The organism is Paenibacillus sp. 05T425 (genome assembly GCF_056396205.1).
In genome coordinates this window covers 1-357 of the sequence record NZ_JBFTLA010000189.1, presented here as the reverse complement: position 1 = coordinate 357, position 357 = coordinate 1, and the positions used below count along the sequence as shown (strand labels likewise).

Sequence of the window (357 nt, the reverse complement as noted above, 5' to 3'; positions counted from 1 at the left end):
GCGATACACCGCGTACCAGATCACTGCCCAAAGGATGCCCACCACACCGGTGCTGACAAACACCATGTGCCAGCCATATTGGTGTTGCAGCCAGGCAAGCACCGGCGTCAGGAACGCCAGGCCGACGAACTGCCCGGAGGTGTAGAAACCGATGGCTGTGGCGCGTTCGCGCTCGGGGAACCAGGTTGTCACTACGCGGCTGTTGATCGGGTACGCCGGCGCTTCCAGCGCTCCGACCGCCATGCGCAGCACGAACAATGCGATAAAACTGGCGGCGAAACCGAGCATCACCGTGGCCAGCGACCACAGCAGCAATGCAACGCTATAGAGAATGCGCGGCGGCACCCGGTCCACCAG

1 protein-coding gene is annotated in these 357 nt (G+C 62.7%); it reads right to left on the bottom strand.

The window, feature by feature from the left end; all coding sequences use genetic code 11:
• Positions 1-357 (bottom strand): MFS transporter (locus tag AC1DF0_RS32710; protein ID WP_477577802.1); only part of this gene is annotated, 357 nt, incomplete at both ends.